The 21,509-nt window shown below is 66.1% G+C and carries 23 protein-coding genes and 1 pseudogene; 11 read left to right on the top strand and 13 right to left on the bottom strand.

Translation table 11 applies throughout. From position 1 onward, the window contains the following. Positions 1-61: 61 nt before the first annotated feature. From mnmE to hemE, 4 genes are all read right to left on the bottom strand, one after another. Positions 62-1,375, bottom strand: a complete 1,314-nt coding sequence (gene mnmE / locus BLQ70_RS24630; protein ID WP_091862781.1) for a tRNA uridine-5-carboxymethylaminomethyl(34) synthesis GTPase MnmE — start codon at positions 1,373-1,375, stop codon at positions 62-64. Between the two features lie 654 nt (positions 1,376-2,029). Further along, the gene (gene rho / locus BLQ70_RS24635; RefSeq protein ID WP_061966668.1) at positions 2,030-3,295 is read right to left on the bottom strand and encodes a transcription termination factor Rho; all 1,266 of its coding nucleotides are present in this window, start codon (positions 3,293-3,295) and stop codon (positions 2,030-2,032) included. Positions 3,296-3,520: 225 nt separating this feature from the next. Further along, positions 3,521-3,958, bottom strand: a complete 438-nt coding sequence (gene hemJ / locus BLQ70_RS24640; protein ID WP_244512149.1) for a protoporphyrinogen oxidase HemJ — start codon at positions 3,956-3,958, stop codon at positions 3,521-3,523. Beyond that, positions 3,955-4,989 carry a uroporphyrinogen decarboxylase gene (gene hemE / locus BLQ70_RS24645; RefSeq protein WP_091862787.1) on the bottom strand — a complete coding sequence of 345 codons (1,035 nt, stop codon included), beginning with the start codon at positions 4,987-4,989 and terminating at the stop codon, positions 3,955-3,957. The genes hemJ and hemE overlap by 4 nt, the downstream gene beginning before the upstream one ends. 469 nt (positions 4,990-5,458) lie before the next feature. Here hemE and BLQ70_RS24650 point away from each other — a divergent pair, with 469 nt between their 5' ends. Genes BLQ70_RS24650 through dnaQ form a run of 5 tightly spaced genes read left to right on the top strand, consistent with a single transcriptional unit; the run spans position 5,459 to position 9,109 of the window. After that, complete coding sequence (locus BLQ70_RS24650) at positions 5,459-6,289, top strand: pyruvate, water dikinase regulatory protein (protein ID WP_061966665.1); 831 nt, start codon at positions 5,459-5,461, stop codon at positions 6,287-6,289. Continuing rightward, positions 6,286-6,912 carry a Maf family protein gene (locus tag BLQ70_RS24655; RefSeq protein WP_091862790.1) on the top strand — a complete coding sequence of 209 codons (627 nt, stop codon included), beginning with the start codon at positions 6,286-6,288 and terminating at the stop codon, positions 6,910-6,912. Before BLQ70_RS24650 ends, BLQ70_RS24655 begins: the two co-directional genes overlap by 4 nt. A gap of 12 nt (positions 6,913-6,924) precedes the next feature. Further along, complete coding sequence (locus BLQ70_RS24660) at positions 6,925-7,758, top strand: shikimate dehydrogenase (RefSeq protein WP_091862793.1); 834 nt, start codon at positions 6,925-6,927, stop codon at positions 7,756-7,758. Positions 7,759-7,773: 15 nt separating this feature from the next. Beyond that, positions 7,774-8,388: a dephospho-CoA kinase gene (coaE, locus tag BLQ70_RS24665; RefSeq protein WP_091862796.1), complete on the top strand. Its 615-nt coding sequence runs from the start codon at positions 7,774-7,776 to the stop codon at positions 8,386-8,388. A gap of 4 nt (positions 8,389-8,392) precedes the next feature. Next, a complete protein-coding gene (dnaQ, locus tag BLQ70_RS24670) occupies positions 8,393-9,109 on the top strand; it encodes a DNA polymerase III subunit epsilon (protein WP_091862799.1) in 717 nt (238 codons plus the stop codon). Between the two features lie 27 nt (positions 9,110-9,136). Here dnaQ and BLQ70_RS24675 read toward each other — a convergent pair whose 3' ends face one another. Beyond that, complete coding sequence (locus tag BLQ70_RS24675; RefSeq protein WP_091862802.1) at positions 9,137-9,871, bottom strand: TerC family protein; 735 nt, start codon at positions 9,869-9,871, stop codon at positions 9,137-9,139. A 170-nt stretch (positions 9,872-10,041) separates the two neighbouring features. Beyond that, positions 10,042-10,536: a protein-export chaperone SecB gene (secB, locus tag BLQ70_RS24680; RefSeq protein ID WP_061966659.1), complete on the bottom strand. Its 495-nt coding sequence runs from the start codon at positions 10,534-10,536 to the stop codon at positions 10,042-10,044. A gap of 243 nt (positions 10,537-10,779) precedes the next feature. Between secB and BLQ70_RS24685 the strand changes: the two genes are divergently transcribed. From BLQ70_RS24685 to BLQ70_RS24705, 5 genes are all read left to right on the top strand, one after another. Beyond that, positions 10,780-11,505, top strand: coding sequence for a Tim44/TimA family putative adaptor protein (locus BLQ70_RS24685; RefSeq protein ID WP_091862805.1), 726 nt, complete (start codon positions 10,780-10,782; stop codon positions 11,503-11,505). Then, on the top strand, positions 11,502-12,671 hold the full coding sequence (gene mltA, locus BLQ70_RS24690; protein ID WP_091862808.1) for a murein transglycosylase A: 1,170 nt from the start codon (positions 11,502-11,504) through the stop codon (positions 12,669-12,671). The genes BLQ70_RS24685 and mltA overlap by 4 nt, the downstream gene beginning before the upstream one ends. 1 nt (position 12,672) lies before the next feature. Then, positions 12,673-13,236, top strand: coding sequence for a Smr/MutS family protein (locus BLQ70_RS24695; RefSeq protein ID WP_091862811.1), 564 nt, complete (start codon positions 12,673-12,675; stop codon positions 13,234-13,236). Continuing rightward, entirely contained in the window at positions 13,233-13,607 is a 375-nt protein-coding gene (locus tag BLQ70_RS24700) for a helix-turn-helix domain-containing protein (RefSeq protein ID WP_091862814.1), read from the top strand. Before BLQ70_RS24695 ends, BLQ70_RS24700 begins: the two co-directional genes overlap by 4 nt. Positions 13,608-13,700: 93 nt before the next feature. Next, the gene (locus BLQ70_RS24705; RefSeq protein ID WP_091862817.1) at positions 13,701-14,699 is read left to right on the top strand and encodes an adenosine kinase; all 999 of its coding nucleotides are present in this window, start codon (positions 13,701-13,703) and stop codon (positions 14,697-14,699) included. Positions 14,700-14,795: 96 nt separating this feature from the next. Here BLQ70_RS24705 and BLQ70_RS24710 read toward each other — a convergent pair whose 3' ends face one another. The 5 genes from BLQ70_RS24710 to BLQ70_RS24730 all read right to left on the bottom strand — a co-directional run bounded on the left by BLQ70_RS24710 (position 14,796) and on the right by BLQ70_RS24730 (position 19,653). Beyond that, complete coding sequence (locus BLQ70_RS24710) at positions 14,796-15,431, bottom strand: pyridoxamine 5'-phosphate oxidase family protein (RefSeq protein WP_061966653.1); 636 nt, start codon at positions 15,429-15,431, stop codon at positions 14,796-14,798. A gap of 51 nt (positions 15,432-15,482) precedes the next feature. Continuing rightward, positions 15,483-16,268 carry an alpha/beta fold hydrolase gene (locus BLQ70_RS24715; protein ID WP_091862820.1) on the bottom strand — a complete coding sequence of 262 codons (786 nt, stop codon included), beginning with the start codon at positions 16,266-16,268 and terminating at the stop codon, positions 15,483-15,485. Between the two features lie 135 nt (positions 16,269-16,403). After that, on the bottom strand, positions 16,404-18,575 hold the full coding sequence (gene pnp, locus BLQ70_RS24720) for a polyribonucleotide nucleotidyltransferase (RefSeq protein WP_091862825.1): 2,172 nt from the start codon (positions 18,573-18,575) through the stop codon (positions 16,404-16,406). A 263-nt stretch (positions 18,576-18,838) separates the two neighbouring features. After that, positions 18,839-19,108 (bottom strand): 30S ribosomal protein S15, encoded by a 270-nt coding sequence (gene rpsO / locus BLQ70_RS24725; RefSeq protein ID WP_061966650.1) that lies wholly within the window; start codon positions 19,106-19,108, stop codon positions 18,839-18,841. A 173-nt stretch (positions 19,109-19,281) separates the two neighbouring features. Continuing rightward, complete coding sequence (locus BLQ70_RS24730) at positions 19,282-19,653, bottom strand: winged helix-turn-helix transcriptional regulator (protein WP_210184352.1); 372 nt, start codon at positions 19,651-19,653, stop codon at positions 19,282-19,284. A gap of 124 nt (positions 19,654-19,777) precedes the next feature. Between BLQ70_RS24730 and BLQ70_RS24735 the strand changes: the two genes are divergently transcribed. Then, positions 19,778-20,401: an NAD(P)-dependent oxidoreductase gene (locus tag BLQ70_RS24735; protein ID WP_091862828.1), complete on the top strand. Its 624-nt coding sequence runs from the start codon at positions 19,778-19,780 to the stop codon at positions 20,399-20,401. Positions 20,402-20,484: 83 nt separating this feature from the next. Here BLQ70_RS24735 and BLQ70_RS24740 read toward each other — a convergent pair whose 3' ends face one another. Both BLQ70_RS24740 and BLQ70_RS25765 read right to left on the bottom strand, forming a co-directional pair. Continuing rightward, complete coding sequence (locus BLQ70_RS24740; protein ID WP_061966648.1) at positions 20,485-20,835, bottom strand: Atu4866 domain-containing protein; 351 nt, start codon at positions 20,833-20,835, stop codon at positions 20,485-20,487. Between the two features lie 299 nt (positions 20,836-21,134). Further along, positions 21,135-21,509 (bottom strand): annotated as a pseudogene (locus BLQ70_RS25765) (hypothetical protein); the annotation flags it as partial.

Raw genomic sequence — 21,509 nt, forward strand, 5'->3', positions numbered from 1 at the left:
GAAGCCCGGCGGGCGGGTCAACGACAATCGCGGAAAGCGCACGCCGATCCCTGCCGCCGCCTCACTTTCCGATGCAGAATCCCGCGAAAAGCCTGTCGAGCACGTCCTCCACGTCGATCCGGCCGACAAGCCGCTCGAGCGCGACGACGGCCACACGAATATCCTCCGCCAGCAATTCTCCCTGTCCGTGGCCCGCCGTCACCGCCTGCTCAAGCGCCGCAACCGCGTCGGTGACGGCAATGCGATGGCGTTCGCGGGTCAGGAGGGCTGGCTCGCCCGATCCAAGCCGCTGAAGACGTGTGACGATCTCGGCAAGCAGATCGGTCAAACCCGCACCGGTCTTGACGGAAACCGCCCGTTCCCCGGGCAGGACGGGCCCCGGAAGGTCGGCTTTCGTGGCGACCTGGAGCAATTCGGCCGCGCTCTCGACTCGATACGGCTCCGAATCGACTCCACGCAGCGCGACAACGAGATCGGCTCGCGCGACGAGCGCCCGGGCGCGGCGGACGCCTTCAACCTCGATCGGATCGGCGCTGTCGCGCAGGCCCGCAGTATCGATCAGGATGACCGGGAGCCCGGCCAGATCCAGCCGCACCTCCAGGATGTCGCGCGTCGTCCCCGCAATCGGCGAGACAATCGCGACGTCGCGTCGCGCGAGCGCATTGAGCAGGCTGGACTTGCCGGCATTGGGCGGTCCGGCCAGCACCACGACGAAGCCTTCGCGGACACGCTCGCCCATGGCAAAGCTACCCAGCGCCACCCGCAGCGAGGCCAGCACCTCTCCCGCCAGCGCCAGCGCCTGCTGTTGCAGTGGGCCGGAGACGTCGCCTTCGTCGGAAAAATCCAGTTCGGCCGCGAGACGGCTCATGGCATCGATCAGCGAATGGCGCCAGCTCGTGGCGAAGCCGCTCAAGGCCCCATCCATCTGGCGCAGCGCCTGCTGGCGCTGCCATTCCGTTTCCGAATCGATCAGGTCCGCCAGGCCCTCGACCGCGGCCAGATCGAGCTTTCCCGCTTCGAAAGCGCGCCGCGTGAACTCTCCGGCTTCGGCCAGCCTCACCTCGGGCAAGGCGGTCAGAATGGCAAGGAGGCGCGCCAGGACGGCACGCGAGCCATGGACGTGAAACTCGGCGACGTCCTCGCCGGTAAAGCTGGCAGGAGCGGCGAAGAACAGGACGAGCGCGCTATCGATCGTCTCACCTCCGGCATCGACCAGCCTTCGCAGGGTCGCGACACGGGGCTCGGGTACGATTCCTGCAATCGTTTCGAGAACGAATCGAGTCCGGCTACCGGAAACGCGGATCACCGCCACTCCGGCTTTGCCCGGCGCCGATGACAGGGCCACGATGGTGGGATGGATGTCCGAGCCCGTCATTGTTTGTCGAGTTCCTCCGCGCGCCTGCGGCCGCAGCCGTCATGGACGAGGCCTTCGCCAACATCAAGTCGGCCGCGAAGCACAGGACCTCGCCTCCCGCTCCCGCAATCGGTCTCGCCAGAACCTGAACCCGCCAACACGCGGCGCTCTCGAAGCTGCGTCCGCCCCGATCCATATGTCCGAGATCGCGGCACTACCGGCACTACCGGCCATCTGGCACTACCGCAGCAGCAAGTGCTTCCCGTCGAGAAAATTGAATATCTTCAATGGGCTGAACAAGATCAGGGGTCGGCAATCAGCGGGACGGTCGCTGCAGGTAGTACTGCTTCGCACCGATAGCGTCCCACCGCGCGAGTGGCCGGAGAGCCCGGTCAGCCGGACGTGCGCTGCTTGCTGCGCAAGACATGGCAGGCCACCATTTCGCTGCCGAATCGATGATGGGGTCGGGCTGTGTCCTGCACGAGGCTCGATGCAGCCGGTCGAGACGAGGCAGCCGGGCGGCGGGGTCTTAGGCCAAAGCTCGGACGGCTTCGCGATGCGGCCGGACATCTGGGCGCTGGGCTTCCGGGTAGGCTGAAACAATTTCGCCGCCGCACGACCCTGGTCGGGTCGGTACGGCGGCGAATCGAACGCCGAAACCGGTCGTGCCGACGGTCAGGTATTCATCGAATCGAAGAATTCCGAGTTTTGCTTGGTCTGGCGCAGCTTGTCCAAGAGGAACTCGATCGCGTCCTGCGGGCCCATCGGGTTGAGGATGCGGCGCAGCACATAGGTCTTCTGCAGATCCGAGCGCGGCGTGATGAGCTCTTCCTTGCGGGTGCCGGACTTGATGATGTCGATCGCCGGGAAGATCCGCTTGTCGGCCACCTTGCGGTCGAGAATGATCTCGGAATTGCCGGTGCCCTTGAACTCCTCGAAGATCACTTCGTCCATGCGCGAACCCGTATCGATCAGCGCGGTGGCCACGATCGTCAGCGAGCCGCCTTCCTCGATATTGCGGGCCGCACCGAAGAAGCGCTTGGGACGCTGCAGGGCGTTGGCATCGACACCACCGGTCAGGACCTTGCCGGAAGACGGCACCACGGTGTTGTAGGCGCGGCCGAGGCGGGTGATCGAGTCCAGCAGGATCACGACGTCACGACCGTGCTCGACCAGGCGCTTGGCCTTCTCGATCACCATCTCCGCGACCTGGACGTGACGGGAGGCCGGCTCGTCGAAGGTAGAGGAGACGACCTCGCCCTTCACCGAGCGCTGCATGTCCGTGACTTCTTCCGGCCGCTCGTCGATCAGCAGCACGATCAGATAGCACTCGGGATGATTGGTGGTGATCGACTGCGCGATGTTCTGAAGCAGAACCGTCTTGCCGGTGCGCGGCGGCGCGACGATCAGCGCACGCTGGCCCTTGCCGATCGGCGCGACGATATCGATGACCCGCGGCGAGAAATCCTTCTTGGTCGGGTCCTGCACTTCGAGCTTCAGGCGCTCGTCCGGATAGAGCGGCGTCAGGTTGTCGAAATGGATCTTGTGCTTGATCTTCTCCGGGTCCTCGAAATTGACCGAGTTGACCTTGAGCAGGGCGAAATAGCGCTCGCCATCCTTCGGCCCACGGATCGGCCCTTCGACGGTATCGCCGGTGCGCAGGCCGAATTTCCGGAGCTGCGACGGCGAGACATAGATGTCGTCCGGTCCAGGCAGGTAGTTCGAATCGGAGGAGCGCAGGAAGCCGAAGCCGTCCTGTAGGACCTCGACGACGCCCTCGCCCAGGATCTCGGTCTCGCGCGCCGCAAGCTGCTTCAGGATGGCGAACATCAGCTCCTGCTTGCGCATGGTGCTGGCGTTCTCGACCTCGACTTCCTCGGCGAAGGCCAGGAGTTCGGTCGGCGACTTGCTCTTGAGCTCTTGAAGCTTGATTTCCCGCATGGGGCACCCGGATCATGAACGCCCTGCGAACCGGCAGGGGTTGGGATGGTACTGGATTGATCGACTTATCGGTCCTGGCCGGACCTGCGCTTGGGTTGCGCGACATGAGCTGCTGCTAAGGCAGGCGGCTCATGAACAGTCGACAACAAGGGAGGACGCTGGAGAAGCGCAGCGTCCTGATAGCGGGAATCGGCCCGGGGCTCAAGCAGGAAAGCGCAGAAGGCCTCAGAACGGCTTCACGATGACGAGAATGACGATGCCGACCATCAGCAGCGCCGGGATCTCGTTGAGAATGCGGAAATAGCGCGGCGACTTCACATTGCTGTCGTTCGCGAAGTTACGCACGTGCTTCACCAGCATGCCATGGATGCCGGAGAGGATGAAGACGAGCAGCAGCTTGCCGTGCAGCCAGCCGCCCTTGAAGCCGAAGGCGGACCAAGCCAGGTAGAGGCCCAGCACCCAGGTGGCGATCATCGCCGGGTTGATGATGCCCTTGAGCAGCCGGCGCTCCATGATCTTGAAGGTCTCGGACTGGATCGAGCCGGTCTGCGCCTCCGCGTGATAGACCATCAGCCTTGGCAGATAGAGCATGCCGGCCATCCAGGAGATGACGGCCATGACATGAAAAGCCTTGATCCACTCGTACATTGCCTGAGCCCTCAGCCCCGTACCCGTTTCAGCAAGCGCTCGACATGCGCGATCGGCGTGTCCGGCAGAATGCCGTGGCCGAGATTGAAGATGAAGGGCCGATCGCCGAAGGCTGTCAGGATGGCATCCACCTCCCGCTCCAGCGCGTCACCCCCGGCGCGTAGCACCAGCGGATCGAGATGGCCCTGCACCGGAACCCTGGACTGGATCTCATTCCGGGCAAAGGTCCGGTCGATATCGGTTTCGAGGCCGACGGCGTCGACGCCCGTGCCTGCGATATAGTCCGGGATCAGGTGCCCGGCCCCGCGCGGAAAGCCGATGATCCGCGCCTGCGGATGCATGGCGCGCACGCCATCGACGATCCGTCGCGTCGGCGCGATGCACCAGCGCCTGAAATCCTCCGGCCCGAGCGCACCCGCCCAGCTGTCGAAGATCTGGACGGCATCGACGCCCGCCGCGATTTGCGCGTTCAGATAAGCGATGGACGAGGTCACGATCCGGTCGATGATCGCCTGAAACAGGGCTGGGTCGCGTTCGAAAAGCTCCTTCGCCGGCGCTTGATCCGGTGTTCCTCGACCGGCGACCATATAGGTCGCCACGGTCCAGGGCGCGCCGCAGAAGCCGATGAAGCCGGTCTCGCGGGGCAGGGCAGCCCGGACCCGGCGAACGGTCTCCGGGATCGAATCCAGCTTGGCCTGATCCACGACGCGATCGATCTCCGCCAGGCGGGTCGCGTCGGCCACGGGTTCAAGCCGCGGTCCTTCGCCCTCGGCAAACCAGAGCTTCTGGCCGAGCGCCTGCGGCACGAGAAGGATATCCGCGAACAGGATCGCGGCATCGAAGCCGAAGCGCCGGATCGGCTGGAGCGTCACCTCGGCGGCCAGCTCGGGATCGTAGCAAAGCGAGAGAAAGCTGCCGGCCTTGGCCCTGAGCTCGCGGTATTCCGGCAGATAACGCCCGGCCTGGCGCATCAGCCAGACCGGAGGGGTCGGCAGGCTTTCACCGCCGAGCACACGGATCAGGGCAGGGGTCTCGCGTGTCGTCATGCCTGACGGGCCATCCATCCCGCTATTTCTTAAATAAGATTCCTAGAGAGAATCTTTTGTTTTGACTCTTGGAGGCAGGGAGATAGCCCGCCGCAATTCTGTCCACAACCGATCCACAGCCACTGGGACAGCGAGTCGCGGGCCGCGCGGGGCCTCGGTCACCGGTTAAGGCTTTATTAACGAATTGAATTCGGCGGGCAGCTCGCCGTCTTCCAAAATGATTCACGTGAAACACTTTGTTTACCATTCACAGCCGGGCGGCTGTTGATGGTTAGGGCGGGTTATACAGAGCCGCCACTCGGCCTGCGTTTCCTGTTCGGTTGTCCACACTGCTCCCCACGGCCCGGGATAACCCGGTCGTTCCGAAACCGCGGGAGGGAAACGCCAGCTGCGTCAATTCTCGTCGCGGTGATTCCGGTCGCGCTCAAAGCGCGCTAGAGGATAATCACGCTTCAGGCCGGGGGATGCCGTGGTCCGCAATTATTTCCATCTGCATCTGGTGTCGGATGCGACCGGCGAGACGCTGATCGCCGTCAGCCGGGCCGCTGCCGCGCAATATGAAACCGTCTCGGCGATCGAGCATGTCTACCCGCTGGTTCGCTCCGAGGCGCAGCTTGCCCGCGTCCTCGCCGAGATCGAGGCCTCGCCCGGCGTCGTGCTCTACACGCTGGTCGAGCCGGAATGGCAGGAGAAACTGGAGAATTTCTGCCGCGAGCTCGGCTGTCCCTGCCTGTCGGTGCTGCAGCCCGTGCTCTCGCTGTTCCAGTCCTATCTCGGCCAGGCATCGGCGCCGAAGCCGGGCGCGCAGCATGTGCTCAACACCGAATATTTCCGACGCATCGACGCGATGAACTACACGCTGCTGCATGATGACGGGCAGATGGGCGGCGATCTCGACAATGCCGACGTCATCCTGGTCGGCATCAGCCGGACCTCTAAGACGCCGACGAGCATCTATCTCGCCAATCGCGGCATCAAGACCGCCAACATCCCGCTGGTGCCGAATATCCCGCTGCCGCCGGAACTGGAAAGCGCGCGCAAGCCTCTGATCGTCGGCCTCATCGCCAGCGCCGATCGCATCGTCCAGATCCGCCAGAACCGCCTGCTCTCGCTGCGCGCCGATGACGATACCTCCTATGTCGATCCCACAGCCGTCGCCGATGAGGTCACGCAATCGCGCCGTCTCTGCGCCCGCAAGGGCTGGCCGGTGATCGACGTGACCCGTCGTTCGATCGAGGAAACCGCGGCCTCGATTCTCGACCTGCTTCGCGACCACCGCATGAAGTTCATCGCGACATGAGCGCATCGACCACCCTTTGGCTCGATCCCGAGCCGCTGATTCTCGCCTCCGGCAGCGCGACCCGGCGCGACATGCTGCTGGCCGTCGGCATCCCGGTCGAGGTGGTGAAGCCGGAGATCGACGAGCGCGCCGTCGAGAAGCCCCTGGTCGATCGCGGCGTGCCGGCGGATCAGGTTGCGGCCGCTCTCGCCTGCGCCAAGGCGCTGGCTGTCTCCCGCGACCGCCCCGGCCGCCTCGTGCTGGCCGCCGACCAGACCCTGACCTGCGGTGGCATCGCCTTTCACAAGCCTGCGGATCTCGCCGGGGCGGCACGCCAGATTGCAGCGCTCTCCGGCCGGAGCCATGAGCTCCATTCAGCCTTCGTCATCGCGCGAGACGGCGCGCCGCTGGCCGAAGGCCTCGAGGCCGCACGCCTGACCATGCGCACGCTCCAGCCTGATTTCATCGCGCGCTATCTGGCCGTTGCCGGTTCGGCCGCCCTGTCCAGCGTCGGCGGCTATCAGCTCGAAGGGCCCGGCGCCCAGCTCTTCGACAAGGTCGAGGGCGACCATTTCACCATTCTCGGCCTGCCGCTGCTTGCGGTGCTCGCGTCGCTGCGCGATCTCGATTGCCTCGCCGGTTAACGGACTTCTTTCATGCCGCCTCGCTGCTTCGTCATCGGACATCCCATCGCCCATTCGCGCTCGCCCCTGATCCATGGCGAATGGCTGCGCGAGCATCGGCTTACCGGTTCCTATGAGCGGATCGATGTCGCGCCGGTCGATCTTCCGGCCTTCATCTCCCGCCTGCGCGAGGGCGAATTCGCTGGCGGCAATGTCACCGTGCCCCACAAGGAAGCGGTGATGGCGCTGGTCGATGAGATCAGCGATGCCGGTCGGGCCGTCGGCGCGGTCAACACGCTCTGGCGCGAAGGCGGCCGGATCATCGCCGACAACAGCGATGTCGGCGGCTTCCTCGCCCATCTCGATGCGACGGTGCCCGGCTGGCAGGGGCGGGTCGGCACGGCGCTCGTCCTTGGCGCCGGCGGCGCGGCACGCGGTATCTGCTACGGCCTGAAGGCACGCGGGGTCGCGCGCATTCTTGTCGTCAACCGCAGCCCCGAACGCGCGGCCGAACTGGTCGCCGCTCTTGGTGATCCTCTGGAGGCGGGCGATTGGGCGAAGCGCGACCGCCTCGTCGGCGAGGCCGATCTCATCGTCAACACGACGGCCCTCGGCATGCAGGGCAAACCATCGCTGGAAATCGATCTCGCCGCTTTACGGCCGGGAACCATCGTCGACGATATCGTCTATGTCCCCTTGAAGACCGCGTTGCTGGCCGAGGCGGAACGGCGTGGCGGCGTTCCCGTTGATGGGCTTGGCATGCTGCTGCATCAGGCGGCGCCCGGCTTCGCCCGCTGGTTCGGCGTGACGCCGCAGGTGACGCCGGCGCTTCGTGCGCTCATCGAAGCCGATATCCTGAAGGCCTGATTCGCCGGAGCAGCCATGACCTTCGTGCTGGGCCTGACAGGCTCGATCGGGATGGGAAAATCGACGACCGCGCAGCTCTTCGTGCAGCGCGGCGTACCCCTGCACGATGCCGACGCGGCCGTGCATCGACTGCATCGTGGCCGGGCCGCAGCGCCGATCGAAGCCGCATTCCCGGGTACGGTGATCGATGGAGCGGTCGATCGCGCAAAGCTGGGCGCGGCCGTGCTCGGCAAGCCCGATGCCTTGCGCCGGCTCGAAGCGATCATCCATCCGCTGGTGCGTGAGGAGGAGGAGGCCTTCCTTACCCGCTGCCGCCGGGAGGGTGCGGAACTCGCCATCATCGACGTGCCGCTCCTGCTGGAAACCGGAGGCGAGGCGCGCTGCGACGCCGTCCTCGTCGTGACGGCGCCCGCCGAAGTCCAGCGTCAGCGCGTCCTGGCCCGCCCCGGCATGACCGCGGAAAAGCTCGACGCGATCCTGTCGCGCCAGATGCCGGATGCGGAGAAACGTCGCCGTGCCCATTTCCTTGTGGACACGTCGCACGGTCTGATGGCCGCCGAGCGGCAGGTCGGTTCTATCCTGATGGCGCTCGCCGGCCGTCCCGGGCGCGGTGCGCAAGCGAGGTTCTGAAACGATGCGCGAGATCGTTCTCGATACCGAAACCACCGGCGTGGAAGCCAATAACGGCGACCGCATCGTCGAGATCGGCTGCGTCGAACTGCTCAATCACTGCCCGAGCGGCAGGACCTTCCACGTCTACATCAATCCCGAACGCTCGATGCCGATCGAGGCCTTCAACGTCCACGGCCTCTCAGAAGAATTCCTCTCGGACAAGCCGGTCTTTGCGGCGGTGGCCGATGAATTCGCCGACTTCATCGCTGGCGCCAAGCTGGTGATCCATAACGCGGCCTTCGACGTCGGCTTCATCAACATGGAGTTCAAACGGCTCGGCCTGCCGCCGATCGAGCAGGGCTTCGTGGTCGACACCCTGTCGATGGCGCGTCGCAAGCATCCGGGCGCCTCGAACAGCCTCGACGCGCTCTGCTCGCGTTATGGCATCGACAACGGCCGCCGCACCAAGCACGGCGCCCTGCTCGATTCCGAGATCCTGGCCGAGGTCTATATCGAGCTGATCGGCGGCAAGCAGGCCTCGCTTGGTCTCGGCGTCGAGGCCTCGGCCGGCCGCCCGGGCCTCGCCATGGCGGCGGTCGAGAAGCCGCAGCGGCAGCGCCCGCTGGCCCCGCGCCTCAGCGAAGAGGCGCTCAAGGCGCATGAGGCCTTCATCCTCGGCTCGCTGAAGGCGCCGCTCTGGAAGGGCTATCTCGGCATCACGGACGACGCGGCCCAGTAAGCCGCGTCGCCTTTCGTGCAGGGCGGCTTATCGTGCCCTGCGGCGCGACAGCATGTTGAGCGCCTCGATCAAGGCCGAGAAGGCCATCGCGGCGTAGATATAGCCCTTCGGCACATGCACGCCGAAGCCCTCGGCGATCAGCGTGCCGCCGATCATCAGCAGGAAGCCCAGCGCCAGCATCACGATCGTCGGGTTCCTGTCGATGAAGCGTGCCAGCGGATCGGCGGCGAGCAGCATCGTCAAAACCGCAACGATGACGGCGATGACCATGACCGGAACATGTTCGGTCATGCCGACGGCGGTGATGATCGAGTCGATCGAGAACACCAGGTCGAGGATCAGGATCTGGAAGATCGCCGCGCCGAAGCCCAGCGTCGCGGCGCGCGTGCCGCCTTCCGCGAGGACGGATTCCGGATCGGGATCGACCTTGTGATGGATTTCCTTCGTCGCCTTCCAGACCAGGAAGAGACCGCCGGCGATCAGGATGAGATCGCGCCAGGAGAAGGCCTGGCCGAAGACCGTGAAGATCGGCGCGGTGAGTTTGACGATGAAGGCGACGGTGCCAAGCAGGCCGAGGCGCATGATCAGCGCCAGGCCGATGCCGATCCTGCGGCCCTTCGAACGCTGATGCTCCGGCAGCTTGTTGGTCAGGATCGAGATGAAGATCAGGTTGTCGATGCCGAGCACGACCTCCATGGCGATCAGTGCCCCGAGCGCGGCCCATACGGCGGGGTCGGCGGCAAGCGTCAGAAGGGCGTCCATCAAGTCTCCATCGGATACGGAAAAGGCGGGCGTCCCGGTTGGGGCGTCCGCCGTCGATCCCACGCACATGGAGAGAGGGGCGTTGTCCTGCAAGGACAACAATCATCGGCAATAAACGAAGAAAGGGCCCGTGAGGGCCCTTCCGTCAGGTCTTTCGGTACCGTGACCGATCAGTTGGTCGCGGTGCCCTGCTGGCCCTCGAGCTCCTGCAGGCGCTGCTGGAAGAGCTGCGCGAAGTCGATCGGCGGCACGTAGAAGGGCGGGAAGCCGCCGTTCTGCACGGCCTCGGCGATGATCTGCCGGGCGAAGGGGAAGAGCAGGCGGGCGCAGTCGATCACCAGAACGGGGTGGATGTGCTCCTGCGGGATGTTCTGCAGGCGGAACACGCCGGCATAGCTCAGGTCGAAGGCGAACAGCGTCTCGCCCTTGAGCTCGGCCTTGCCTTCGAGGCGCAGCACGGTCTCGTAATCGTCGTCGGCGAGAGCGGTCGAGCCGACATTGACCTGCAGCGACATCTGGGGGCCCTGCTGGGCTTCCTGCTGGGCGAGCGAGCGCGGCGCCTTCGGGTTCTCGAAGGAAAAGTCCTTGGTGTACTGGATCAGGGCGTTCAGGCTCGGAGCCGCTTCGGCGCCGGCGCCATTGCCGTTGGGGAGTTCGTTGGCCATCGGTCCCATCTTGTTCTGGCAGGCTGTCTCGGGAAATCCCGCGCCTCTGCCGGCACTCGGGACTGCGCTCCATGCTATGGAGCGGCGCGCGCGTCGGCTATCATGGACGCCGTGCCGGCACAAGAAGTCGCCTTCACAAGCGGAGGGGTGGATGTTACGAGCCAGTCTCACCATATGAAGGTGAAGGCCCGGCGCGGACGCGGATGGGCCGGGTAACAACGGGGAGCCGCGGGTCAGCTTTCGATGCAAAATTCCTTCGACATGCAGACTCTGGTCTTCCTGGTCCTCGCCGTCTTCGTGGCCTGGAAGCTGCGCTCCGTGCTCGGCCAGAAGACCGGCAACGAGCAGCCCAAGGATCCTTTCGCCCGCCGCGAGACGCCGCCGATGCGGCCCGATCAGGCGCAAGCACCGGACAAGCGCGACAATGTGATCCGCCTGCCGGGCGCCGCCAACGACCCGGTCGCACCGGAGCTGCCGGCGGCCGAGCGCTGGAAGGACCTGGCCGCGCCGGATTCGCCCGTCAGCGCCGGCATCGAGGCGGTGATCCGCCAGGAGCCCGGTTTCGATCCGCATGAATTCGTCGGCGGTGCCAAGGCGGCCTATGAGGCGATCGTCACCGCCTTCGCCCGCGGCGACCGCAAGATGCTGAAGGGTCTCCTCGCCAAGGAGGTCTATGACGGCTTCGAGCAGGCCATCTCCGAGCGCGAGAAGCGCGGCGAGAAGGCGGAATCGAATTTCGTCTCGATCGACAAGGCCGATCTCGCTGCCGTGGACGTCAAGGGCAAGACCGCCCAGGTCACGATCGCCTTTGTCTCGCAACTGATCAGCGTCACCCGCGACGCGCAGGGTGCGGTCGTCGATGGCAGCGCCGAGCAGGTCTCGGAGGTCAACGACATCTGGACCTTCTCGCGCCAGCTCGGCAGCCGCGATCCCAACTGGCTGCTCGTGGCCACCGAATCCGCGGCGTGAAGCGTGGCGGCGCCGGTGTCGCACTGGCGTTCTCCGCGATCCTGGCCCTTGCACCCGTGACCGCCATGGCCTCGTCGCCCCCGCTGCCCGAAGGAGCCCGCGCCGAGGCGCTTTCGCCAGCAGATCTCGCCGGCTGGACGCAGGACGATCATGCCAGGGCCTTCGCCATCTTCGCGGAGGGATGCATGGCCGATCCGCCGTTGCGCCAGGGCGTGCCGCTTCCCGAGCGGCTCACCGCCGTCTGCGACAAGGCGAAGGCGCTGGTTGCCGCCGGGAATGTCGATCGCGAGCAGGCCAGGACTTTCTTCGAGCAGAACTTTTCGTTCTGGCGTATCCGGCCGGAAGGCGGCGAAACCGGCTTTACGACCGGCTATTTCGAGCCGGAATTCGAAGGCTCTCTGACCCGCTCCGACGCCTTCCCGACGCCGCTCTATGACCGGCCGAAGGATCTGGTGACGCGTTTCTCCGAGAATGACTGGCCAGGCCTCGACAAGGCGCTTTCGGCCGCGCGCCGCACGAAAAAGGGTTTCGAGCCCTTCCCGGACCGCACGGAGATCGAGACCGGCGCGCTCGACGGCCAGGGACTCGAAATCATGTGGCTGCGCGATCCCGTCGATCGCTTCGTCCTGCAGGTGCAGGGTTCCGGTCGCGTCCGCCTGCCGGACGGGTCCGTCACGCGGCTGAGCTATTCCGGTCGCAACGGCCATCCCTACACCTCGCTCGGGCGCGTGCTCAGCCAGCGCGAATCGATCCCGCCCGAGCAGATGACCATGGACCGGCTGATCGCCCGGCTGAAAGCCGATGCCGGCTTTGCCCGCGACCTGATCCGCCTGAACAAATCCTTCGTCTTCTTCGCCCGCCGCGGCGATCTTCCCGCCGAAAGCGGGCCGATCGGCGGCGCCGGCCTGCCGCTCACGCCGATGCGCAGCATAGCGGTCGATCGTACGGCCTGGCCCTATGGCGTGCCGGTCTGGATCGACGCCACGATCCCGGACGGGGTCGGCGGCGACGAGCATCTCGCGCGCCTGATGATCGCGCAGGATACCGGCTCTGCTATCCTCGGCCCGGCCCGCATGGATCTCTTCGTCGGCTCGGGGGCAGCGGCGGGCCATCGCGCCGGCCTGATTCGCCATCCCGTCGCCTTCACCGTGCTCTGGCCGCGCTGAGATGCGCGCGCGCCGCGGAAAGACCCTGACGGAGGCCGATATCGCGCTCTGGCGCCAGGTCGCGCGCTCGGTCAAGCCCTTGCCCGGCCGCGCGCCGGTCGAGCCCGAGCCGGCTCCCGAACAGGCAGTTCCCTTAGCGACAGACGCCGCCATGCGCGCCGTTGCGACGGCGTTGCCGGTGAAAGCTGCGTCTCCGGCCGCCCCGCCTTTGGCGCCGATCGAGCGGCGTTTGCGCACGCAACTGCGCCGTGGCCAGCAAAGCGTCGACGCCTCCATCGACCTGCACGGCATGCGGCAGGACGAGGCGCATCTGGCGCTCCATGCCTTCCTGCGCCGCGAGCAGCGCCGCGGCTGCCGCATTGCCCTGGTGGTGACCGGCAAGGGCGCCCTGGCGCCGGCCCTGTTCGGTGACGAACGGGGCGTATTGCGCCGGATGGTGCCGCATTGGCTGCGCCTGCCCGAATTGCGCACGCTGGTCCTGGGCTTCGAGGAGGCCGAGCAGCGCCATGGCGGCTCTGGCGCGCTCTATGTCCGCCTGCGCCGCCTGCGGGAACACGGGCCGTGACGCCCTTCGGCCAGCGCGTGCGCGAATTGCGGGAAGCGCGCGGCATGACCCTCGCTCAGATGGCGGAGGGTCTCGGCGTCTCGCCGGCCTATCTCTCGGCGCTGGAACACGGCAAGCGCGGCCGCCCGACCTTCACGCTGATCCAGGGCGCGATCCATCTCCTCGGCGTGATCTGGGACGAGGCCGACGAGCTCGTCCGCCTCGCCGATCTCTCGCATCCGCGCGTGACCATCGACACAGCCGGCCTCGATCCCGAAGCGACGCTCTTCGCCAACCGGCTGGCGCGCGAGATCGGCCTGCTGGAGGGCGACGATCTGCGCCGCCTCGCCGGCATGCTCGACGAGGCCGCCGCCCGGCGCGATCCGGCCTGAGCGCCCGGCTTGACCGCACGGCATGCGGATGCGACAGGGCCAGCATCTTCCCAATCGGCCGACGGGCCGCGCCCTCCGGACAGAGCTAGAGCCATGACCCAGACCCGCACGGACGTCCTCGCCCTCGGCAACGCCATCGTCGACGTCCTCGCTTCGGCCGAGGAGGATTTCCTCGCCGCGCAGAAGCTGACCAAGGGCGCGATGATGCTGATCGACGAGCCGCGTGCCGAGTCGCTCTATGCTGCGATGGGCCCGGCCCGGATCATCTCGGGTGGCTCGGCCGCGAACACCATCGCCGGCCTCGCCTCCTTCGGCGGCAAGGGCGCCTTCATCGGCAAGGTCCGCGGCGACGAGCTCGGCAAGCTCTATCGCCATGACCTGACCTCGCTTGGCGTCGCCTTCGGCACGGCCGATGCGACGGAAGGCCCGGCCACGGCACGCTCCTTCATCATCGTCACACCCGATGGCGAGCGCACGATGAACACCTATCTCGGCGCCTGCCAGGGCCTCTCCGTCGCCGATGTCGACGCCAGGGCCGTCGAGAACGCCGATATCGTCTATCTCGAGGGCTATCTCTGGGACCCGCCGGCGGCCAAGGAAGCCTTCCGCAAGGCCTCGGAGATCGCCCACAAGGCCGGTGGCCGCGTCGCCATCACCCTGTCCGATTCCTTCTGCGTCGACCGCTATCGCGACGAGTTCGTCGGGCTGATCCGCAACCGCATGGTCGATCTCGTCTTCGCCAACGAGCATGAGCTCAAGAGCCTCTACGAGACCGCGGATTTCGACACCGCGCTGGCAGCGCTGCGTGCCGAGAACATTCTTGCCGTCGTCACCCGCTCCGAGAAGGGCGCACTGGCGGTGACGCCGGACGGCATCGTCGAGGAGCCGGTCTTCCCGATCGAGCGCGTGGTCGACGCGACCGGCGCCGGCGATCTCTTCGCTGCGGGCTTCCTCTACGGCCTGACCTCGAACCGCGAGACCCGCGATTCGCTTCGCCTCGGCGCGCTGGCAGCGGCCGAGATCATCTCGCATGTCGGCGCCCGGCCGGATATCAGCCTGAAGACGCTGGCCGGGAACGAAGGGTTGCTGTGAGTTCTTCCTTCATCAAAGTCGGCTGTTGCCGACTTTGACACCCTGAGCTGCTCATCTCGGGCAAGCCCGAGATGAGGGGAGAGGGACAACACCCTCTCAATACAGCGTCGCCTTGACCCGGCCCGGCAGCGCCTCGTCATAGGCCCGGCCGTCGAAGGTCTCGACCGCGACGTTGCGCGCGGTAATGTCGCGCAGGATCGTGCCGGGCGAGGGCAGGTTGCGCCGGTCGACCTGCCGCTCCGGGTTCCAGAGCTCTGCCCGCACCACCGCGCGGGAGCACTGAAAGTAGACGGCCTCGACATGGACGACCATCACGCTCGCCGGCAGCTTCCCGGCCATCTCGAACTGCGATAACAACTCAGGGTCGCAGGAAATCTCCGCACGTCCGTTCACGCGCAGCGTCTCGCCGCAGCCGGGGATTAGGAAGAGCATTCCGATTCGATCGTCGAACAGGATATTCTTCAAGGAATCCAGACGGTTATTGCCTTTTCGGTCGGGAATCAGGAGCGTTTTCGCGTCCCGGACCGTGACAAAGCCCGGCAGATCCCCGCGCGGCGAACAATCCAGCCCCTCCGGACCGACCGTCGCGAGCACGAAAAACGGCGAGGCGGCGATCAGCGCTGCGTAGTTCGCGTCGACATGATCGATCTCTTTGAAGAGCGACGCTGGGGCCATCGGGTTGGGGTAGGCATGGGCGAGGTCGTCGAGCGAGGCGATGCGGTGGTCGGACATGCCGGTCTCCATGGAACGGCATATGTCTAGACTATTGTAAGTGACGCGTCATCATCTCCCGGCATGTTGCGCCAGAGACAAGCCAGCCGCGATGGCGGCAGCGAGACCGGCCGGGTTGTCCCACGGGATGGAATGCCCGGCCCCCGGCACGATAGCGATCTCGACCCCTGCCTCGGGCAGTCCCGCCGCATCGTCATAGGGCAGTGACAGCTCGCCGATGATCAGCGTGCGCGGCACGGGCAGTGACACGAGCGTGCTCCGCCATGTCGGGTCGCTGCCCTCGACCAGCGAACGCGCTGTCCGCTGCACCGCATAGGCGGCGCTGCGGGCGAGCGAGGCTGTCCAGATATCGTTGCCCTCGGCTCGAGCTGCGTGCACGATCGCGTCCTGGCCGCCGGCGCAATACTCCGCTTCCGGGATCGCCGCGATGCCCCGGCTGAACTGGCCGCCGCCCGGATCGAGATTGGGTTCGCCGACGACGAGTCTGCCAAGGCGCGGCCCCAGTATCGCGGCTGCGGCAATGGCGACGGCGCCGCCCATGCTGTGTCCGAAGAGATCGACCCGGGGGAGTTCCAGCGCATCGACCAGCGCGACGATGCAGCGGGCGTGATCCACGATCGTATAGCCGAACGCTTCCGGCCGATCGCTGAAGCCGGAGCCCAGCAGGTCGATCAGCAGCATGCGACGGCCCCGCAAGGCCGGATCGGCTGCGACGGTCGGATAATCGCAGGAGGAGGCGCAGCCAAGCCCATGGATCATGAGCAGGGCCGGGCCGTCGCCGGCGATGTCGTGGTAGCGCAACGAAGCGCCAATGGCGGGAACGGCGAAGGATTTCATCGGCAGGCACTCCGGCTTTCACGGAAGACTAGCAAGGACGTTGCCCGAACATGGCGGGACATGCCGCGCGAACGAAAAACGCCCCGCATCATCCGATGCGGGGCGTCCTGTTTTACACAAGCTGGCGGGCAGCGATTACTCGGCCGCGCCCTGCTTCTCGCGGGCCTTGTCGGCCTCGCGCTGGGCCTTGAGCTTCTCGGTGAGGTCCTCGCCGGTGGCCTGGTCGACGACCTTCATCGAGAGGCGGATCTTGCCGCGCTCGTCCTGGCCGAGGAACTTGACCTTGACCTTGTCGCCTTCCTTGACGACGTCCGAGACCTTCTGGACGCGCTGGGCAGCGAGCTCGGAGATGTGGACGAGACCGTCCTTGGCGCCGAAGAAGTTCACGAAGGCGCCGAACTCCATGATCTTGACGACGGTGCCGTCATAGATCACGCCGACTTCGGCCTCGGAGACGATCGACTTGATCCACTTGATCGCGGCTTCGATCGACTTGCCGTCGGCCGAGGCGATCTTGATGGTGCCGTCGTCCTCGATGTTGACCTTGGCGCCGGTCTTCTCGACGATCTCGCGGATGACCTTGCCGCCGGAGCCGATGACTTCACGGATCTTGTCGACCGGGATCTTCATCGTCTCGATGCGCGGCGCGAACTCGCCGAGCTGGCTGCGCGAGGCGGAGAGCGCCTTGTTCATCTCGCCGAGGATGTGATCGCGACCGCCCTTGGCCTGGTCGAGGGCGACCTTCATGATCTCCTCGGTGATGCCGGCGATCTTGATGTCCATCTGCAGCGAGGTGATGCCCGCGGCGGTGCCGGCGACCTTGAAGTCCATGTCGCCGAGATGGTCCTCGTCGCCGAGGATGTCGGAGAGCACGGCAAAGCGCTCACCCTCGAGGATGAGGCCCATCGCGATGCCCGCGACCGGCGCCTTCAGCGGCACGCCCGCATCCATCAGCGCCAGCGAGGTGCCGCAGACGGTGGCCATCGAGGAGGAGCCGTTCGACTCGGTGATCTCCGAGACGACGCGGATCGTGTAGGGGAACTCCGACTTCGCCGGCAGCATCGGACGGATGGCGCGCCAGGCGAGCTTGCCATGGCCGATTTCGCGGCGGCCGGGCGAACCCATGCGGCCGGTCTCGCCGACGGAGTAGGGAGGGAAGTTGTAGTGCAGCAGGAAGGTTTCCTTGTAGGTGCCTTCCAGCGAGTCGATGAACTGCTCGTCGTCGCCGGTGCCGAGCGTGGTCACGACCAGCGCCTGCGTCTCGCCGCGAGTGAACAGGGCGGAGCCGTGGGTGCGCGGCAGCATGCCGGCCTCTGCGACGATCTTGCGGACCGTCTTGAGGTCACGGCCGTCGATGCGGGTGCCGTCGTCGAGGATGGTCCAGCGCACGACCTTGGCCTGGGCCTCCTTGAACTGGCCGCCGACCTGCTCCTTGGTGAAGGTGGTCTTGCCGTCCGGCTCGGCCGAGATCAGCGAGGCGACCTTGGCCTTGGCGGCGTCCAGCGCCTTGTAGCGCTCAGCCTTGGTGGTGATCTTGTAGGCGGCGCGCAGATCGGCGTCGACCAGCTTCAGGACGGCGTCCAGGACGACGGAGTTGTCGGCCGGGGTATAGTCGCGCGGCTCCTTGGCGGCCTTCTCGGCCAGGCGGATGATCGCGTCGATCACCGGCTGGAAATGCTTGTGGCCGAACATCACGGCGCCGAGCATCACGTCCTCGGGAAGCTCCTTGGCCTCCGACTCGACCATCAGCACGGCGTCCTGCGTGCCGGCGACGACGAGATCGAGAACCGAGTCCTTCATCTCCTCGATCGTCGGGTTGAGCTTGTAGGCGCCGTCGATATAGCCGACGCGGGCGCCGCCGATCGGGCCCATGAAGGGCACGCCGGAGAGGGTGAGCGCAGCCGAGGTCGCGACCATCGCGAGGATGTCGGGATCGTTCTCCAGGTCATGCTGGAGCACGGTGACGACGACCTGGGTGTCGTTCTTGTAGCCTTCGACGAAGAGCGGGCGGATCGGGCGGTCGATCAGGCGGGAGACCAGCGTCTCCTTCTCGCTCGGACGGCCCTCGCGCTTGAAATAGCCGCCGGGGATGCGGCCGGCCGCGAAGGTCTTTTCCTGGTAGTTCACGGTCAGCGGGAAGAAGTCGAAGCCCGGCTTCGGCTCCTTGGCCGAGACGACGGTCGCGAGCAGGACGGTCTCGCCATAGGTGGCGAGCACGGCGCCATCGGCCTGGCGGGCGACCTTGCCGGTCTCGAGGACGAGCTTGCGGCCGCCCCAGATCAGTTCTTCGGTTTGGATGTCGAACATGGATTTATATCTTTCGGTCGGGTTTTGACCCGTCCGGTGCCTTCAGGCCCATGGGCAAGACGGCGGAACACCCGGATCATGCGAGATTGCGCGTCCGGGCGCTCGGCGATCCTGCCATGGACGTCTTGGGCGCCCGGCGGGTCACGCGGGAGGGCCGCCCCATGCGGCCGCCGCGGCAGTCAGGCGGCTCGCCCCATGGCGGCCTCACCTGAGAAGGAGCCGCCCGGAGCAGGTCGCACCGGGCGGAAACCGTCGGCTTTCGATCAGCGGCGGATGCCGAGCTTCTCGATCAGCGTCTTGTAGCGGGCCTCTTCCTTGCCCTTCAGGTAGTCCAGCAGGGACCGGCGCTGCGAGACCAGCTTGAGCAGGCCGCGGCGCGAGTGGTTGTCCTTGTTGTGGGACTTGAAGTGACCGGTGAGGTTAGTGATGCGCTCCGTCAGGATCGCGATCTGCACTTCCGGCGAGCCGGTATCGTTCGGCTTGGTGGCGTGTTCCTTGATGAGCGCGGTCTTGCGCTCGGCCGTGATCGACATCGGGATATCCTCGTGTTCGGGTTGATCTGGCGGGCCAGGCCGGGATGTCGTCCAGCAAGGTCCGAAGCCCGCGAGCCGCCTCATCGCGGAGGGGTCGCGCCGCCGACTGGTTAAGCCGGTTGCCCGGGCATATACACGAAATCGGTGGAAACGCCAGCGTTCCCGAATCCGGGCTAGACCGAGGCTCCGCCGCGATCGTAGCGCTGCTGGGCCGCCTCGACCTCGCCGATATGCGCCTCCGCCCAGAGGGTGAGCTGGTTCACCGTCTGCGCCAGCGTCCGCCCGAGTTCGGTCAGCGAGTACTCGACGGTCACCGGCACCGTCGCGAACACCTCGCGCCGCACCAGCCCGTCGCGCTCCAGGCTCTTCAGCGTCTGCGACAGCATTTTCTGCGAGATGTTCTCGATCCGGCGCCTGAGTTCGTTGAAACGCAAGGTGCCGTCGTCGAGCGCGATCAGGATCAGCACGGCCCAGGTATCGCCGATGCGGTCGAGCACGCGCCGGGTCGGGCAGAGCGCCTGGAAAGGATCGGGGCGTTTCAACATGGCGGTTTCCTGGAGGTGACCATGTCGCGTGAAAGTGCCTTCTTTACGGGGCGGCGCGGCAGGATCAGATAGGTTCCATTGGAGTGCAGGTATCCATTGGATACCATAACAAGGAGCCCCTGTCATGAAAGTCGTCAAGAAGGTCGCATTGATCGGCGCCAGCGGATTCATTGGTTCGCGCCTGCTGGCCGAACTCTCCGCCCGCGGCCACGCCGTCACCGCCGTCGTCCGCAATCCCGAAAAGGTCGCAAGCCTGCCCGGCGTCACCATCGTCAAGGGTGATGTCTTCGACAAGGATGGGCTGGCCAAGCTCCTCGCCGGCCACGATGCGGTCATCAGCGCCGTGCATTTCTCCGCCAGCGACCCGCAAATCCTGCTCGCGTCGGTCCGGCAGTCGGGCGTGAAGCGCTATCTCGTGGTCGGCGGTGCCGGCAGCCTCGAGGTCGCGCCGGGCGTGAAGCTCTTCGACACCCCGGAATTTCCCGCCATCTATCTCGACGAAGCCCGGAAGGGCGGCGTCTTCCTCGATTTGCTGAAGCAGGACCAGGACCTCGACTGGACCTTCCTCTCCCCTTCGGCCCTGATCCAGCCGGGCGAGCGCACCGGACAATTCCGCCTCGGGACCGATCAGCTCCTGGTCGACAACAAGGGCAACAGTTCGATCTCGGCGGAGGATTATGCGATCGCCCTGGTCGATGAGCTGGAAAAGCCGGCTCATAGCCGCCGTCGCTTCACGGTCGGCTACTGACGAGGCTCGCGCCGTTACGAAAAGGGCCGCGCCTCCCCCCGGAAGCGCGGCCCTGCTTTATTTGAGTGGCTCGCAATGGCGCGTCAGGCCTTGCGGAAGCGCTTCTCGCCGATGCTGAGCGTACCGCGCTTCAGCTTCCCGAGCGCGACCCAGCCGGTCTCGCCCTCGAAATAGAGCTTCGAGCGATCGACCGCATAGCGGCCGACATGCTTGGCGCCGGCGGCGGGCTTGGCCTTGTGAAACTGGCCATCGGGCCGGAGGTCGATCAGGATCGACCCGTCCTCGGTTTTCCACTGGCCGATGGCGGCCTGTTCGAAGGGGCCGAGGGCGTCGGCAGTGTCGAAATCGATCTCGAGCGGGCGGACGGAACGGCTGACCGGCGCGAGGCCGGAAGCGAACTGGCCGAGAGCCTGAAGAACCTGGCTGATCTGCATGGTTTTCGTCTCCCTGTTGTGGTGACGGCTGAAACCGCTTGTCGCAGACATCCCCGTCGGGACCTGTCAGCAAGCGGTGCGGCATCGATCGACTCCAGCGAGTCGGCCGAGGAACGTCACGGATTGAATGTGCGAGGGCGGCGTCGTGATGGAGCAAAGCTCCGGCGCCTGTCACGAAGATAGGCCGATCAAGCGCCTCGACAAGAGGCGGCGAGCAAAAATTTCTCCTCGAAACGCCAACGGCGCCCATTCGGGCGCCGCGCGTGTCGTGTTCGAAGATGTTCGAAGGCTTGGTGGCCTCAGAACTCCTCCCATCCGGAATCGTTGGCCCTGCCGCCATTGGCGACCTTGCGCGGGGCGGGGGCACGTGACTGGACGAAGGCGGCCTCCGCCAGCTGGCGCAGCCGCTCCGGCTCGCCGGAGGTGGCGGGAGCCGGCCTGGCGGTCCGCATCGGCGCCTTCGCGCGGGCCGGCGTGGCCGGTTGCGCATAAGCCGCCTGGCTGGTGGGCTCGCGCCCGGTGCGGAAGGTCGCGACCAGTCCGTTGAGCTGCTCGATCCGGCCCGAGAGCGCGTTGGCCGAGGCCGCGCTCTGCTCGGACAAAGCCGCGTTCTGCTGGGTCATCTCGTCGAGATGCGCCACCGCCTGGCTCATCTCGTCGATGCCGTTGGCCTG

The sequence above is a fragment of the Allobosea robiniae genome, from assembly GCF_900102525.1.
Classification (GTDB): domain Bacteria; phylum Pseudomonadota; class Alphaproteobacteria; order Rhizobiales; family Beijerinckiaceae; genus Allobosea; species Allobosea robiniae.